This is a genomic window from Streptomyces sp. NBC_01275, assembly GCF_026340655.1.
Lineage (GTDB): Bacteria > Actinomycetota > Actinomycetes > Streptomycetales > Streptomycetaceae > Streptomyces.
Genome location: NZ_JAPEOZ010000001.1, coordinates 2,673,365 through 2,688,457 on the forward strand (window position 1 = coordinate 2,673,365; position 15,093 = coordinate 2,688,457).

Here is a 15,093-nt window from a genome sequence, read left to right on the forward strand (position 1 = left end):
TCCCTCAGATCTCGATGCACGTACGCAGAGCGGCCCCCGTGCGCATCTGGTCCAGCGCCTCGTTGATCTCGGCGAGCGGGACGCGGTGCGTGATCAGCCCGGTGAGGTCGATCCGGCCGGCCCGCCACAGGGCGATGGTCCGCTCGTAGGAGCGCAGGACGTCCCCGCCGCCGTACATCGAGGGCAGGATGCGCTTCTCGTCGAAGAACAGCTCGAACATGTTGAGTTGGAGGTAGTCGTCCATGGCGCCCGCGCCGACGACGACGAGGGTGCCGCCGCGCCGGGTGTTGTCGTAGGCGGTGCGGGCGGTGGCGGAGCGGCCGACGACCTCGAAGACGTAGTCGAACCCCTCGCCGCCGGTGACCTGTTGCTTCGCGCCGGGCAGCTCGTCCGGCGAAATGGCTTGCGTGGCACCGAACTTGAGTGCGGCCTCGCGGCGGGAGGCGACCGGGTCGACGGCGACGATCTCGGCGGCGCCCTTGAGCCGCGCGCCCTGGATCGCGGAGATGCCGACGCCGCCGCAGCCGATGACGGCCACCGACGAACCGGCCTCCACGTCCGCGGTGTTGAGGGCGGCGCCCAGGCCCGTCGTCACCCCGCAGCCGATCAGCGCGGCGATGTCGAAGGGCACGTCGTCGGGGATCGGGACGGCGCAGCCCGCGTCGACCACGACCTCCTCGGCGAAGGTCCCGGTGCCGGCGAAGCCGAACAGGTCCCCGCCGGGGCGGCGGAAGTTGGGCGTGCCCGCGTTCATGAACCCGGCCAGGCACAGCTCGGTCTGGCCCCGCTTGCAGGCGGGACACGCGCCGCAGGCCGGCAGCCAGCAGACGACGACCCGGTCGCCGGGCTTGACCCGGGTGACGCCCTCCCCCACCTCCAGGACCTCGCCGGCGCCCTCGTGGCCGGGCACGAACGGCGCGGGCTGCGGCAGCACCCCGGCCATCGCGGACAGGTCCGAGTGGCACAGCCCGGTGGCCCGTACCCGGATCCTGACCCTGCCGGGGCCGAAGCCCACCGCCTCGACGTCGTCGAGGATCTCCAGCTTGTCCTGGCCGATCTCGTGCAGTACGGCTGCGCGCATGGTGCGGCTCCCCTCAAGGCGTCCAGGGTTCAGTCAGGTCGTCCAAGTTCAGTCAAGTCATCGGGGTTCAGCAGGTCGTCCGGGTTCAGCAGGTCGTCCGGGTTCAGCAGGTCGTCCAGGTTCAGGAGTGTTCGACGATCGTGTCGGCGAGGACGGGCGCGTCGTCCCGTTCGAGGGCGCTGACGGCCACCCGCACCTCGCCCTCCCCCCGCCACAGACGGATGCGCAGGGTCTCGCCGGGGAAGACGACCCCGGCGAAGCGGGCGGTGTAGGACCGCACCCGGGTCACGTCCCCGTCGAGCAGGGTGTCGACGACCGCCTTGAGCGTGATCCCGTAGGTGCACAGTCCGTGCAGGATGGGCCGGTCGAACCCGGCGAGCTTCGCGAACTCGGGGTCGGCGTGCAGCGGGTTGTAGTCGCCGGAGAGACGGTAGAGGAGGGCCTGGTCCTCGCGGATCGGCCGCTCCAGCACCTTGTCGGGCTCTCCGGCCGGAGGGGCGAGACGGGCGGACGGTCCCCGGTCGCCGCCCCAGCCGCCTTCCCCTCGTACGAAGATCTGGGCGTCGTTGGTCCACAGCGGTCCGTCCGCGTCGGCGACCTCGGTGCGCATGACGAGGACGGCGGCCTTGCCCTTGTCGTAGACGGCGGCGATCCTGCCGGTGGCGGTCGCGGCGCCCTGGACGGGGAGGGGGCGGTGGATCTCCAGGCGCTGTCCGCCGTGCAGGACGCGGGCGAGGTCGACCTCGACGCCGGGCATGGACAGTCCGCTGATCACGCCGGGCGAGCCGGATCCCGCGACGGTCGCGAAGCTCGGCAGGACGTGCAGCCGGGACTCCAGCGTGTAGCGGAGTTCGTCGGGGTCGGTGGCGGGGACGCCGGCGCCGACGCCCAGGTGGTACAGCTGGACGTCCCTGCGGTCCCAGGTGATCTCGCCGGTCCGGGGTTCGGCGGCGAGGGCCTTGGCTGCGTCGATGGGCATGGGGCTCCTGATCGGCGGTGGACTCCGGGGGTGCGGCCTCACACACCGCTCGGACCCCGGTAGGACCCTGGCAGGACCTTGGTAAGACCCCGGTACGGCCGTCCGCACCGTCGGCCGCACCGAGGTCGTCACGGGGCCGCGGAACCCGCCCGTTCTAGAACGCGTTCCAGCGCGGCGACCCCCTGTATAGCCCAGGGCCCGATACTTGTGAAGACACCTGACGGCCGCCCCCTGACGGTATGTCAGAAACGGTGGCGACGGCCGGTCGGAACAGTCGAGGCGGCCACCGGTGACATTTGTCCCGCCCGAGTCCGTACGTACGGCACTGCCGCGGGCCCACCCGGAAACGTAGCGTCGGAGACGGACACACATCCGTGGACGGGGGACGGGACCATGACGAGGACGAAGACCACAAAGACCACGACGAGCACGAGATCACTCGGGCAGCGGCTGGAGCGATGGCGGGAGCACCAGCGGTGCTGGAAGGCGGACAAGGAGCGCGCCAAGGCCGAGTACAGGGCGGCCCGGAAGGCCGGGCGGCCGCCCGAGGACCCGGGCCCGCCTGCCACCGGTTTCACCCTGTTGCCGTGGCTGCTGATGGGGATGGGCGCGTTCTCCAACCTCTTCCAGGGCGAGACGCCGAACCCGTGGATCGGCGGCCTGGGCCTGCTGACGTTCAACTCGCTGTACGTCTACATCGCGTTCCGCGCCTTCGTACGGCAGGCCCGCGAGGCGACCTCCACACGGGTGGCGCTGATGCTGATGGCCGTGGTGACCTGCGGTCTCGCGCTCGGCTACGGCGGCAACTGGCTCCTCTTCCTGCCGCTGTTCGGCCTCGCCACGGGCGCGGTGCTGCGCGGCCGCCAACTGCGTACCCTCGGCACGGCCGTGGCCGTCCTGGCGGGCGCGGTCGCCTGCCTCCGCGACGGCTGGGACGGTCTGACCATCGGCTACGCCACCTGGATCTCGACGATGGTGACCGCCGCGATCCTCTCCCTCTCCGAGGCGGTACGAGAGCTGCGCGCCGCCCGTGAGGAGCTGGCCCGGCGGGCGGTGGAGGAGGAGCGGCTGCGTTTCTCCCGCGATCTGCACGACCTGCTCGGTCACACCCTCTCGGTGATCGTGGTGAAGTCGGAGGCGGCCCGGCGGCTGGCCCCGCGCGACATGGACGCGGCCCTCGCCCAGGTCACGGACATCGAGGCGGTGGGCCGGCAAGCCCTGACCGAGATCCGCGAGGCGGTCACCGGTTACCGCGAGGGCAGTCTGGCCACCGAACTGGACCGGGCCCGCTCGGCGCTGACGGCGGCGGGCGTCGAGCCGTCGGTGAGCCGGTCGGGGCCGCCGCCGGACCCGCAGACCGCCGCCCTGCTGGGCTGGGTGGTGCGCGAGGCGGTCACCAACGTCGTCCGGCACAGCGCCGCCACCCGCTGCGAGATCACCGTGTCGGGCGCGCCGGAACGGGTCCGGCTGACGGTCACGGACGACGGGACGGGCACGGAGACAGACAGGAGTGCCGACGACTGCTGCCCGGAAGGCGGCGGCACGGGTCTCACCGGCCTGCGCGAGCGCCTCGCGGCGGCCGGCGGCTCCCTGACAGCGGGCCCGGGACCGCGCGGCGGCTTCACGGTCACGGCGCAGCTCCCCGTGGAACTCACGGCGGAACTCACGGCGGACGCGCGGTGAGGGACGGGGACGCCCACCGGACCTACCCTGGGCCGGTGAACGAGATGCCCCGCGACCACCGCCCCGCCAAGTCCATCAGGGTCCTGCTCGCGGAGGACCAGGGCATGATGCGCGGGGCGCTGGCCCTGCTGCTGGGACTGGAGCCCGACATCGAGGTCGTGGCGCAGGTGGGCGCCGGGGACGCGATCGTCGACGCGGCCCTGATCCACCGTCCGGACGTCGCCCTCCTCGACATCGAACTGCCCGGCATGAGCGGCCTGGACGCCGCCGCCGTCCTGCGCACGGAGGCGCCGGACTGCCGGGTGCTGATCCTGACGACGTTCGGCCGGCCCGGCTATCTGCGCCGGGCCATGGAGGCCGGGGCCGCCGGTTTCCTGGTGAAGGACGGTCCGGTGGAGGAGTTGGCGCAGGCGATCCGCCGGGTGCTGACCGGGGAGACGGTCATCGACCCGGCGCTCGCCGCGGCCGCGCTGGGCGCCGGGCCGAATCCGCTCACGGCCCGCGAGTGCGACGTGCTGAAGGCGTCCGTGGACGGCGCGACGGTCGCCGACATCGCGGCGAAGCTCCACCTGTCCGAGTCCACGGTCCGCAACTACCTCTCCTCCGCGATCGGCAAGACGGGCACCCGCAACCGGATGGAGGCGATGCGGGAGGCACGGCAGCAGGGCTGGCTGTAGAGGACTGGACCAGCGGTGGCATAGTGCCGGGATGCGTTTACCGATATCGACCCTCCGGCGTCGCTTCACACGCGCCGCCGCCCTCCCGGCAGTGTTCGCCGCCGTGTTCGCGGCCGTGTTCGGGTCGGCGTCGGCCCCCGCGGCGGCCGACGGCTCCGACCAGGTCGTGATGCGGTTCGAGACCGCGAAGACCTACGTCATGTACAACGCCGACGAGGGGGCCAGGGCCTCGAACGACGACTTCGTCGTGCCCGTGTACGTCGAGCGGAGCAAGGGCGCCGAACCGGCTCGCAACGTCAGGGTCGTCGTGGACGCGTCGGGGCTGGCGGGCGTCGCCCGGCTCGGCGACAACCGCGCGTGCAAGGCCGAGGGCCCGATCTACACCTGTGTGTACGGCGATCTGCAGAACGGCGACGGCGAGAGCTACACGCCTCTCACCCTCCTCGGGGTGGACGGCGTCGAGCCGGGCGACAGCGGGTCGGTGACGTACACCGCCACCGCCGACAACGCGCCCGCCATCACCGGCGTCACCCGGATGACCGTCGGCGGTCCGACGCTGTCCGCGCCCGGGGACGAGAAGGCCGTGAGCGGGCTGGCGCCGGGTAAGGCCGCGAAGGTGACCCCACGGCTGGCGAACAACACCCGTTTCCCCACGAAGGAGGGCGTCGCCCTCCAGGTCAACGTGTCGGACGGCATGACGCTGACCGCCCTGCACAGCAACTGTCTCTACGCGGGGCCCGCGCCCACCTCCGCCTGGTGCACGTTCCCCACGAAGGCCGCGGCGGGCGCCGCGTACCGCACCAGTGCCCCGCTGGTCTACAAGGTCGACGCGCCCGAGAGGCTGACCGGTGAGGTGATCTACACCTGGTCGTCGCCTCCGCAGAAGCCCGCCGACCACACCGTGCGCGGCACGGGCGCTCCGCTCACCCTGATCCGCACGGCGAAGCAGCCGTTCGGCGACAGCCACGGCAGGGTCGGCGTGACCACCACCGTGCAGGTCGACTACCGTCCGGTCACCGCGACCGTGCGGGGCCGGGTCGGCGACACGGTGAAGGTACGGCTCGGGGTGGACGACCTCGGCCCCGGCCGGGTGCTCGGCGACGAGGACACGGGCCGCTTCGAGGTGGTCCCGCCGGAGGGCACCACGGTGACCTCCGTCCCGTACACCTTCGAGGGAGACGGCGGGAAGTGGGCCTGCGCCCGGCCGAAGCGGCCGGGCGGGGCGTTCGTCTGCGAGATCGGCAACGACCGGTTCTACGAGGTCCGCCACGAGGGCGGGACGACCGCCATCGACTTCCACATCCGCATCGACCGTCAGGTCCCGGGCGCGAAGGGCGCCATCCGCACCTACAACCCGTACGACCGCACCCCCGGCAACGACATCGCCTCGATCCCTCTGGAGGCCTCACCGGCCCCGTGGTACCGGCGGGTCCTGCGGCCCGAGTCGCTGGTGTCGGCGACGGTCCTCGCGGTCGTGGCCGGCGTGCTCCTCCACGCCCGCCGTCGCCGCAGGGGTACGGCGGCCTAGACGCCCGCGCCCGTGCGCCGCAGCACCCGCAGCGAGCCGGTGTCCGAGACCTCGGTGAAGGCCCCCGACTCCAGGGCGCGCAGGTAGACGCGGTAGGGGGCCTGGCCGGTGAACTCGTCGACCGGGTCCGGGAAGACGTCGTGGACGACGAGGAGCCCGCCGGGCGCCACATGCGGGGCCCAGCCCTCGTAGTCGGCGGTGGCGTGCTCGTCGGTGTGACCGCCGTCGACGAAGACGAGGCCGAGCGGCGAGTTCCAGAACGCGGCGATCTGCGGCGAACGGCCGACCAGCGCGACCACGTGCTCCTCCAGCCCCGCCCGGTGCAGGGTGCGGCGGAAGACGGGCAGCGTCTCCATCAGGCCGATCTCGGGGTCGACGGTCTCCGGGTCGTGGTACTCCCAGCCCGGCTGCTGCTCCTCGCTGCCGCGGTGATGGTCGAGCGTGAGCGCGGCGACCCCGGCCTCGCGGGCCGCGTCGGCGAGCAGGATCGTGGAGCGCCCGCAGTACGTGCCGACCTCGAGCAACGGCAGCCCCAGCCGCCCCGCCTCGACGGCCGCCGCATACAGGGCGAGTCCCTCGTCGACGGGCATGAACCCCTTCGCCGCCTCGAACGCGGCCAGGATCTCGGGCTTGGGCGCCGCGGGCAGGGGGGTCCCGGACATCAGGGTCCTTCCAGTCGTACGGAGGCGTGGGCGGCCTATGCTGCCGTACCCCCCGCCGATCGATCGACAGGGGGTACGGCAGCGCCCCTTTTTTGGGGCGCGGGGAACGGTGCGACCGGCCACGAAGCACCCGCAGCCCACCGCACCGGCCCCCAGCGGAGCGCTACGCGCTGACCGTCTCGCTCGGCAGCGACAGGTCCAGGTCCACGGCCGTCTCGTCACCCGCGTGGGTAGCGGACGAGGCGAGAGGGCCGTGGCCGGCGGCCTTGGCGGCCACGACATACGCACCCTGCGCCGGCACGGCGAGGGCATAGCCGCCGTCCTCGTCGGACAGGGTCGCGCCGGCCTGTCGGCCGCGGCGGTCGATCAGGGTGACCTTGGCGCGGGCGACCGGAACGCCGTCGGCGTCCAGCACCCGACCGCGGAACCCACGGAGTGCCTGCTCGGCGCGCTCCAGGTTGGCGTCCTCCTCGCTGCTGGCGCGCAGCTGCGAAGCCGTCGCCGGGCGGGGCTGGCGGGGCAGGAAGAGGGCGAGGACCAGACCGACGGCGACCGCGGCGGTCGCGATCAGGAAGGAGACGCGGAAGCCGTGCATGGTCGGGACGGCGACGCCGCCGACGTTGTTCGCGGTGTTCGCCAGCACCATGCCGATGACGGCGCTGGAGACCGACGTACCGATGGAGCGCATCAGGGTGTTGAGGCCGTTGGCCGCGCCGGTCTCGGAGGCCGGGACCGCGCCGACGATCAGCGCGGGCAGCGAGGAGTAGGCGAGGCCGATGCCCGCGCCGAGGACGACCGCGATGACCAGGCTCTGCCAGGCGGCGCTCATCAGGCCGAGGCCGGCGCCGTAGCCGATCGCGATGATCAGCAGGCCGAGGATCAGGGTGACCTTGGGGCCGTACTTCGCGGAGAGGCGGGCGTAGACGGGCGCGGTGACCATCATCGTCAGGCCGAGCGGGGCGACGAGCAGACCGGCGACGACCATCGACTGGCCGAGGCCGTAGCCGGTGGCCTTCGGGAGCTGGAGCAGCTGCGGCAGAACGAGGGAGACGACGTAGAAGGAGACGCCGACCATGATCGAGGCGAGGTTGGTGAAGAGGACGGCGGGGCGGGCCGTGGTGCGCAGGTCCACCAGCGGGGCCTTGACGCGCAGCTCCATCACGCCCCACAGGACGAGGACGACGGCGGAGGCGGCGAACAGGCCGAGGGTGGTGGCGGAGGTCCAGCCCCAGTCGCTGCCCTTGGTGATGGGGAGGAGGAAGAGGACGAGGCCCGCGGAGAGGCCGATCGCGCCCAGGACGTCGAAGGTGCCCTCGGCGCGGGCCGGGGACTCGGGTACGACGAGGAGGGTGAGGGCGATGGCGAGGGCGCCGAGGCCTGCGGCGCCGTAGAAGAGGGCGTGCCAGTCGGCGTGCTGGGCGACCAGGGCGGCGGCGGGCAGGGCGAGGCCGCCGCCGACGCCGATCGAGGAGCTCATCAGGGCCATCGCCGAGCCGAGCTTCTCGCGCGGCAGCATGTCCCGCATCAGGCCGATGCCGAGCGGTATCGCGCCCATGGCGAAGCCCTGGAGCGTACGGCCGACGATCATCGTGATCAGGTCGCTGGTGAGCGCGCTCACCAGGGCGCCGACGACCATCACGGCCAGGCTGAGGATGAGCATCCGCCGCTTGCCGTACAGGTCGCCGAGGCGGCCCATGATCGGGGTGGCCACGGCGCCCGACAGCAGGGTGGAGGTCAGGACCCAGGTGGCGTTGCTGGGCGCGGTGCCCAGCAGCTGCGGCAGGTCCTTGATGACCGGGACGAGCAGGGTCTGCATCACCGCGACCACGATGCCCGCGAAGGCGAGCACGGGGACGACGGCTCCGCTCGCTGGGCGGGTGGGCCGGTCGGTGGTCGTGTGCGTCATGGGGTGGGGCCTCCGGGCCGGTAGTTCGGGATACGTGGAGCATGAACCCGTATGCATGAGCAACTATTCCGGTGCTTCGGCGTACTAACGATTTCTTTATCGTCTCTTGACGTACGGGGTGCGAGGGGAGGCGGGGAGGCCGAGGTGGGAGTGGGGGCGGAGGCTCGGGGAGGGCCGGAGCCCTAGGCCGAAATCCCGATGCCGAGAGCGTCCGCCTGTTGCGACCATGACACCCATGCCAGAAGCCGCAGGCACCACCCGCCGCACCGCCCACCGCCCTGCCCGCCGCACCGCCCACCGCGCCCCCCGTCCCCGCACCGCACCCCCTGCCTGGCTGCTCGTGGCGCTCGCGTGCGCCGGGCAGTTCCTCGTCGTGCTCGACGTGTCCGTCGTGAACGTGGCGCTGCCGTCCCTGCGGACGGACCTCGGTATGAGTTCTTCGGGACTGCAGTGGGTGGTGAACGCGTACGCCATGGCCTTCGCCGGGTTCATGCTGCTCGGCGGACGGGCCGGCGACCTCTGCGGACGCAAGCGGATGTTCCTGACCGGGCTCGCCCTGTTCACGCTGGCCTCGCTGGCCGGCGGGCTGGCCCAGGAGGGCTGGCAGCTGCTGGCGGCACGGGCCGTACAGGGGCTGGGCGCGGCCGTCCTCGCTCCGTCCACGCTGACGATCGTCGCCTCGGCCGTCCCGGAGGGCGCGGCGCGGGCCCGGGCGATCGCCACGTGGACGGCGGTCGGCGCGGGCGGCGGGGCCGCGGGCGGGCTCGTCGGCGGGGCGCTCGTGGACCTGTCGTCGTGGCGCTGGGTACTGCTGATCAACGTGCCGGTCGGCGCGCTGGTCCTGGCCCTCGCCCTGCGCCTGCTGCCCGAGAGCCGCGCCGGGGACGGCCGGCGCCTGGACCTGCCGGGCGCCCTGCTGATCACCTCCGGCCTGGCCACACTGGCGTACGGCATCTCGCGGACGGAGGCCGAGGGGTGGACGGCGTCGGCGACCCTCGTGCCGCTGGCCGCCGGGCTCGCCCTGGTCGGGCTGTTCCTCGCCGTCGAGGCGCGGACGGCGGCCCCGCTGATGCCGCTCGGGCTGCTGCGACTGCGGGCGGTGGCCTCGGCGAACGCGGCGACGTTCCTGTGCGGCTCGGCGCTGTTCTCCCAGTGGTTCTTCATGACGCTGTACGCGCAGAACGTCCTCGGCTACACCCCGCTGGAGGCCGGTCTCGCCCTGATGCCCAGCTCCCTGGCGATCGTCCTCGGCTCGAAACTCGCGCCCCTCCTCATCCGTACGGTCGGCGCGCGCACCGTGGCGGCGCTGGGCACGCTGGTCGCGGCGGCCGGAAGCGGCTGGCAGTCGACGCTGGGCGCACACAGCGCGTACGTCACCGGGATCCTGCTGCCGGGCGTCCTGACGATGCTGGGCTCCGGCCTGGCGGCGACCCCGCTCGCCCTGCTCGCCACGTCGGGGGCGGCCCCCGGCGAGGCCGGTCTGGTGTCCGGGCTGGTCAACACCTCCCGCACGATGGGCGGCTCACTGGGCCTGGCCGTGCTGTCGACGATCGCGGCGGCGCGTACGGAGGCACACGGGACGCCGGGGCACGGGATACCGGGGCACGGGACGCCGGAGGCGCTGACTGAGGGGTACGCGCTGGCGTTCCGCACGGGGGCGGGGGTGCTGCTGGCCGGGGCGGTGCTGATGCTGGTCTGGCTGCCGAGGAGCGGCGGGGCCACGGAGGTGGGCCGTGGGACGGCAGAAGGGGAGGGCGGCGGGGCCGCAGAGGTGGGTGGCAGGGCCGTGCGAGAGGGCGGCCGGACGGCAGGAGGGGAAGCGGGCGGGGTCGCCGCGAAAAATGTCGTCGAGTCGAGGCAACGATCCTGACCCCTCATGGCCTCCTTTGAACATCTAGGAGGTGCCCATGGGGGATCGGAAGCAGGCCGGGGACGCGGAGTTCCAGGCTTTCGTCGTCGGCCGCTGGCCACGGCTGATGCGCACGGCATTTCTCCTCACGGGGGAGCAGCATGCCGCGGAGGACCTGGTCCAGTCGACGCTGGAACAGGTCTATGTGGCCTGGCGCAGGGTCGCCTCGGCCGACGAGCCGGAGGCGTATGTACGGCGCGTGATGATCAACGCGCATGCCCGCAGGTATCGCAGGAAGCTGCGCGAGTTCCTCGCCCCGAGGGACGACGACCGGGGCCTGGGCCATGAGATCGCCGACGCCGGCGACCTGATCGCCCAGGCCGACGACCGGCACACCCTGCTGAAGGCGCTGGCCAAGCTGCCGGCGCGGCAGCGGGAGGCGGTGGTCCTGCGGTACTGGGAGGACCTGACCGAGACGCAGACGGCCGAGGCGATGGGCTGCTCGGTCGGCGCGGTGAAGAGCAACGCGGCCAAGGGGATCGCGAAACTCCGCGCCATACCGGGACTGGCCGACATGGCGACGCACGGAGGGCGGAAGTGATGAGCGCGAACCGGGAGACGGACGACAGCATGACCCACCACGACATCGCCTTCCTGCTGGCCGACGCCGCGGACGAGGTGGAGATCGGCATAGCCCCCACCCAGTCGCTGATCCGCGGCGGCCGTCGCCGCAAGGCCCGCCGCTGGGCGGTGGCTGCGGCCACGGTCGTGGTGGTCGCCGGCTCGACGGGGGCGCTGGCCGTGGCCGGACTGCCGGGCGGCGGGGAGCGGGGGGCGCCGCCGGCGACACGGCTGACGCCGAGCACGACCCCCGACGTCTTCGCGCCCCACCGCACCACGCTCGCGACCGGGACGGAGCAGGGGAAGGAGTGGAGGGTCTACATCGACGTGTGGACGGCGCCGACCGACGAGGTGGAGGCGGCGGCCGAACTGCAGTCCATGGGCGAGTACGGCGAGCGGCCCGCGGACGTCGACGAGCCCGCCGGTCTGGTCGGCAAGACCTCGTTCTTCGTCCACCGGGGCTTCGGGACCACCGCCGCGAGCGACCCGGTGACGCTGAACACCTTCCCGAAGGACGAGAAGATGGCGGGCAGGGACCTCGAGTCCGCCGCCCTCCCTCTGGTCCCCGGCACCGACGGCCCCAGCCGTCTGGTCATCGGCCATGTCGCCAAGACGGCCCAGGAGGTCACCTGCACCTGGAAGGACGGCACGACGAGCGTGGTCCGCAAGGCCCCCTCCAACAGCGAGGTCGCCACCGACGAACTGGTGATCCGCACCGTCGAGGGCTCCACGTCCAACTGGTTCGTGTGCCTGGCCCCGGCGGGCAAGGACTTCAAGTCGGTGGAGGTGACGGGCTAGACGGGACAGGCGGGACAGACGGGACAGACGGGATGGGGACGAGGAGATGCCGAAGCCGGACGGGGCGCGGAGGGACCGCACACCGCCCTCCCGTCCGGCCGCCGCGCCTGAGCGCTCCCCGGGGTGCCCGTTAGGGTGGCAGGCGTGTCGTACGTAGGTCCGAACCCCGATCCGTTCGATCCCTTCGATCCCTTCGATTCCCGGCAGCCCCGCCGCTCCCCGCTGCGCCGCCCGCTGACGGTCGCCCTCGCCGTGCTCGTGCCCGGGGCGCTGCTCGGGTGGCTGGCGTACGAGGCGCTGGGCGGCACGGGAGGCGACGGCCCGGACCGCTCGGCGGCAGCGGGGGCGTCGTCGAGCACCCTGCGCTCCCCCACGGACGGCACGAACGGCACGAACGGCTCCGACGGCGCGAACGGCGACGGAAAGCAGAACACCGGCATCGGCGCCGGCGCCACCCCCTCGCCGTCCTCCGCTTCCGGCTCCCTCGGCTCTCTCGAGGGCAAGGTCGTCGTCATCGACCCGGGCCACAACCCCACCAACTTCCAGCACACCGCCGACATCGACCGCAAGGTGGACATCGGCACCAACTGGAAGGAGTGCGACACCACGGGGACGTCCACCAACTCCGGTTACAGCGAGGCGAAGTTCACGCTGGACGTGGCCCACCGGCTGCGCACCCTGCTGCAACAGCAGGGCGCCACGGTGAAACTGACGCAGGACGGCGACCGTCCCTACGGCCCCTGCGTGGACGAACGGGCCCGGATCGGTAACGCGGCGCACGCCGACGCGGTCGTCTCGATCCACGCCGACGGCTCGGCGGCCGGCAACCGCGGCTTCCATGTGATCCTGCCGGGCGCGGTGCACGAGGGCGCCGCCGACACCCGCCCCATCGTCGCCCCGTCCCGCAGCCTCGGAAAGCTGATCGCAGACGACTTCGCCCGCTCGACGGACAGTTCGCCCTCCAACTACCTCGGCGACGGCACCGGTCTCGTCACGCGTGAGGACCTGGGCGGTCTCAATCTGTCAACGGTTCCCAAGGTGTTCATCGAGTGCGGCAACATGCGCGATACCAAGGACGCGGCGCTACTGACCAGCAGCGCCTGGCGGCAGGAGGCGGCGCAAGGAATCTCTGAGGGAATCGTGAGTTTCCTGCGCGGGTAGTGATCAGTGCGCTGATCCCGGCGGACAGTCCGATCGTGCGGACGATAGTGTCGTCCCTACGATGAGGGGCCGCCCCCGCGCTTCACACAGGGGCCTGACGGCGACATGGTGACAGCGACGCCTCTACCGATATCTGTACGCGTGTACCGATGACGAGACGACTGACGAAGGACCTGAAGTGAATATCCGCTCCCTCACTCGAGGCGACGGCGTGGTGATCGGAGCAGCGGTATTGCTGTTCATCGCGTCGTTCCTGGATCTCTACTCGATCGACGGGATTCCCGACAGCTACGACCTCCCGAGCCTCTGGGGCAGCGGGCCGGTCCTGCTCAGTGTCGTTCTCGCGGGGATCATCGGCGCCGCACTCGTCGTCGTCAGCCGGGCGCTGCCGCAGGAGCGCAAGATCGCCGGGCTGGACCTGCGACAGTTCGGCGTGGCCTTCACGGTCTTCGCCGCGTGGAGCACACTCGGCAACGTCTTCGACCCGGCCGGCGGCTACGACAACGTCGGCGAGAGCTCGAACGGCCCCGACGCCGGCACGGGCCTGATCCTCGCCCTCGTCGCCACGCTGATCCTGGCCGGCGCCGCCGTCGCCACCCCCCTGGTCCCCGCGCTCCAGGCCGGTCTCATCCCGGCCCCGAAGCCGCAGGCGCCGCAGCCCTACGGTGCGCAGCCGCCCGCCGGTTACGGCTACCCGGGCGCGCAGCAGCCGCCGTCCTTCGGTGGGCAGCCGGGTCCGGGGCAGCCGGGGCCGCAGTCCGCGTTCGGTGCGCAGCCGGGGCCCGCGCAGCCGCCGGCGCCGGACTTCTCGCCGTTCTGGTTCGCCGTTCCGGTGCCGCGTCCGCTGTTCGCGGAGGACGGTACGCCGACGCCGATCGCGGAGCTGGCGCCGGGCACCTGGTACCTCGCGGTCGAGCAGGGCGCCCAGGGTCTGGTCGCGCAGACCCAGGACGGCCGCCGCGGCGTGCTGCGGGACGCCTCCGGCATCCAGCGCGGCTGAGCCTCGTACAGGTCATCGCCTGCCGCACGGCCCCTCGCCCTTCCGGGCGGGGGGCCGTTGTCGTACAGTCGGCACCTCTCCTAATCTGACAGACCGTCAGGAGGCAGGCATGCGGCTCGGTCTCGCGCTCGGCTACTGGGGGCGCGGCCCCTCCGCCGGTCATGTGGAGCTGGCGCGGGAGGCGGAGCGGCTCGGGTACGACTCCGTGTGGACGGCGGAGTCCTGGGGGTCGGACGCGTTCACCCCGCTCACCTGGATCGCCGCGCGGACGTCGACGATCGGGCTGGGCACGGCGGTCGCGCAGATGGCGGCCCGCTCCCCCACCACCACCGCGATGCACGCCCTGACCCTGGACCACCTCTCCGGCGGCCGGCTGACGCTCGGGCTCGGTCTGTCGGGTCCGCAGGTCGTCGAGGGCTGGTACGGCCGCCCGTTCCCGAAGTCGCCGCTGACCGCGACCCGGGAGTACGTCGACGTCGTACGGCAGGTACTGCGGCGGGAGGGGCCGGTGGAGGCGGACGGGCGGTTCCACGCCCACCCTTATCGCGGTGCGGACGCGACAGGGTTGGGGCGGCCGCTGAAGTCCATCACCCACCCCCTGCGACCCGATCTGCCGGTGCTGCTGGGCGCGGAGGGGCCGAAGAACGTCGCGCAGACCGTCGAGATCGCCGACGGCTGGCTGCCGTTGTACTGGTCGCCGAGCCGGCCGGACGCGTACGGACCGGCGGTGGAACGGCTTCCCGAGGGTTTCCGGGTCGCGCCCATGGCGCGGGTCAGGGTCTGCGACGACGTCGCCGAGGGGCTGCTCGGGGTCAAGACCATGCTCGGCTTCTACATCGGCGGCATGGGCCACGCCACCCGCAACTTCCACGCCGACCTGATGGCCCGCATGGGCTACGAGGAGGAGGCCCGGCGGATCCAGGAGCTGTTCCTCGCCGGCCGCCGGGAGGAGGCCGTGCTCGCCGTGCCGGACGCCTTCGCCGACGAGATCTCCCTCGTCGGCCCGCGCGAACGCATCGCCGAGCGCCTGGAGCCCTGGCGCAAGGGCCCGGTGACGGACCTGCTCGCCCTGGCCCCGGACCCGTACACGCTACGGGTCCTGGCGGAGCTCAACGCCTAGAGGTCCTGTCCCCCTCCTGCGACGTGAT

Annotated in this window: 13 protein-coding genes; 9 read left to right on the top strand and 4 right to left on the bottom strand. The window is 72.6% G+C overall.

Annotation, left to right across the window (positions count from 1 at the left end):
• Positions 1–4: 4 nt before the first annotated feature.
• Both OG562_RS11505 and OG562_RS11510 read right to left on the bottom strand, forming a co-directional pair.
• A complete protein-coding gene (locus OG562_RS11505; RefSeq protein ID WP_266396364.1) occupies positions 5–1,081 on the bottom strand; it encodes a Zn-dependent alcohol dehydrogenase in 1,077 nt (358 codons plus the stop codon).
• A 121-nt stretch (positions 1,082–1,202) separates the two neighbouring features.
• Entirely contained in the window at positions 1,203–2,060 is an 858-nt protein-coding gene (locus OG562_RS11510) for a MaoC/PaaZ C-terminal domain-containing protein (RefSeq protein ID WP_266396365.1), read from the bottom strand.
• Positions 2,061–2,453: 393 nt separating this feature from the next.
• Here OG562_RS11510 and OG562_RS11515 point away from each other — a divergent pair, with 393 nt between their 5' ends.
• From OG562_RS11515 to OG562_RS11525, 3 genes are read left to right on the top strand one after another with little or no spacing between them, the layout of a single operon-like run.
• Positions 2,454–3,743, top strand: a complete 1,290-nt coding sequence (locus OG562_RS11515) for a sensor histidine kinase (protein ID WP_266396367.1) — start codon at positions 2,454–2,456, stop codon at positions 3,741–3,743.
• Positions 3,744–3,787: 44 nt separating this feature from the next.
• Positions 3,788–4,420: a response regulator transcription factor gene (locus OG562_RS11520; RefSeq protein ID WP_266409197.1), complete on the top strand. Its 633-nt coding sequence runs from the start codon at positions 3,788–3,790 to the stop codon at positions 4,418–4,420.
• 31 nt (positions 4,421–4,451) lie between these two features.
• Positions 4,452–5,948 (top strand): hypothetical protein, encoded by a 1,497-nt coding sequence (locus OG562_RS11525; protein WP_266396369.1) that lies wholly within the window; start codon positions 4,452–4,454, stop codon positions 5,946–5,948.
• Here the strand turns inward: OG562_RS11525 and OG562_RS11530 are convergent.
• A complete protein-coding gene (locus OG562_RS11530) occupies positions 5,945–6,595 on the bottom strand; it encodes a class I SAM-dependent methyltransferase (RefSeq protein WP_266409199.1) in 651 nt (216 codons plus the stop codon). The two genes, OG562_RS11525 and OG562_RS11530, sit on opposite strands and share 4 nt — an antisense overlap.
• A gap of 178 nt (positions 6,596–6,773) precedes the next feature.
• A complete protein-coding gene (locus OG562_RS11535; protein WP_266396371.1) occupies positions 6,774–8,516 on the bottom strand; it encodes an MFS transporter in 1,743 nt (580 codons plus the stop codon).
• A gap of 226 nt (positions 8,517–8,742) precedes the next feature.
• Here OG562_RS11535 and OG562_RS11540 point away from each other — a divergent pair, with 226 nt between their 5' ends.
• The 6 genes from OG562_RS11540 (at position 8,743) to OG562_RS11565 (ending at position 15,065) form a co-directional block, all read left to right on the top strand.
• Positions 8,743–10,386 (top strand): MFS transporter, encoded by a 1,644-nt coding sequence (locus OG562_RS11540; protein WP_266396373.1) that lies wholly within the window; start codon positions 8,743–8,745, stop codon positions 10,384–10,386.
• 37 nt (positions 10,387–10,423) lie between these two features.
• Positions 10,424–10,966, top strand: a complete 543-nt coding sequence (locus tag OG562_RS11545; protein ID WP_266396374.1) for a SigE family RNA polymerase sigma factor — start codon at positions 10,424–10,426, stop codon at positions 10,964–10,966.
• Positions 10,966–11,784, top strand: a complete 819-nt coding sequence (locus OG562_RS11550) for a hypothetical protein (RefSeq protein WP_266396375.1) — start codon at positions 10,966–10,968, stop codon at positions 11,782–11,784. Before OG562_RS11545 ends, OG562_RS11550 begins: the two co-directional genes overlap by 1 nt.
• A 144-nt stretch (positions 11,785–11,928) precedes the next feature.
• The gene (locus OG562_RS11555) at positions 11,929–12,945 is read left to right on the top strand and encodes an N-acetylmuramoyl-L-alanine amidase (protein WP_266396377.1); all 1,017 of its coding nucleotides are present in this window, start codon (positions 11,929–11,931) and stop codon (positions 12,943–12,945) included.
• Positions 12,946–13,123: 178 nt separating this feature from the next.
• Entirely contained in the window at positions 13,124–13,945 is an 822-nt protein-coding gene (locus OG562_RS11560; RefSeq protein WP_266396378.1) for a DUF5336 domain-containing protein, read from the top strand.
• 109 nt (positions 13,946–14,054) lie between these two features.
• Entirely contained in the window at positions 14,055–15,065 is a 1,011-nt protein-coding gene (locus tag OG562_RS11565; protein WP_266396380.1) for an LLM class F420-dependent oxidoreductase, read from the top strand.
• Positions 15,066–15,093 lie beyond the last annotated feature (28 nt).